Source organism: Desulfosporosinus burensis, from assembly GCF_054657535.1.
This window is the reverse complement of record NZ_BAAHYN010000094.1, coordinates 1-396: the sequence shown is the minus strand read 5'-3', so window position 1 is coordinate 396 and position 396 is coordinate 1. Positions and strand designations below refer to the sequence as shown.

Below are 396 nucleotides of genomic sequence, written 5' to 3'. Positions count from 1 at the left end.
GAGATGAACAGTGGCCAATTAGTCGGTGAAATCGAACGAATCTTTGGTTATAAAGCCGTCGAACGTTTAAACCGCATGGACGGAGAATTAATCACTCCCCAGGAAGTTTTGGACAGGATTCGGGAGGTACTTCAAAATGTTTAGTGATATTGCGCAATATTTTCGGACCGAGACGTTACCGCATATCTGGTGCCCAGGTTGCGGCATAGGAACCATCATGGCCGCCATCGTCCGGGCTATTAAAACCTTACAGCTTGACCAAAATAAGGTGATTTTTGTGTCTGGGATTGGCTGTTCTTCGCGCATGCCAGGCTACTTAGATTTTAATACCATCCACACGACCCATGGCAGAGCCTTACCCTTCGCTACGGGAATTAAAGCGGCTCGACCAGAGTT

The 396-nt window shown here is 47.5% G+C and carries 1 protein-coding gene; it reads left to right on the top strand.

From position 1 onward, the window contains the following. Positions 1 to 136 precede the first annotated feature (136 nt). The coding region (locus ACYQ3Q_RS28545) for a thiamine pyrophosphate-dependent enzyme (RefSeq protein ID WP_459931755.1) at positions 137 to 396 on the top strand (260 nt) is incomplete at its 3' end.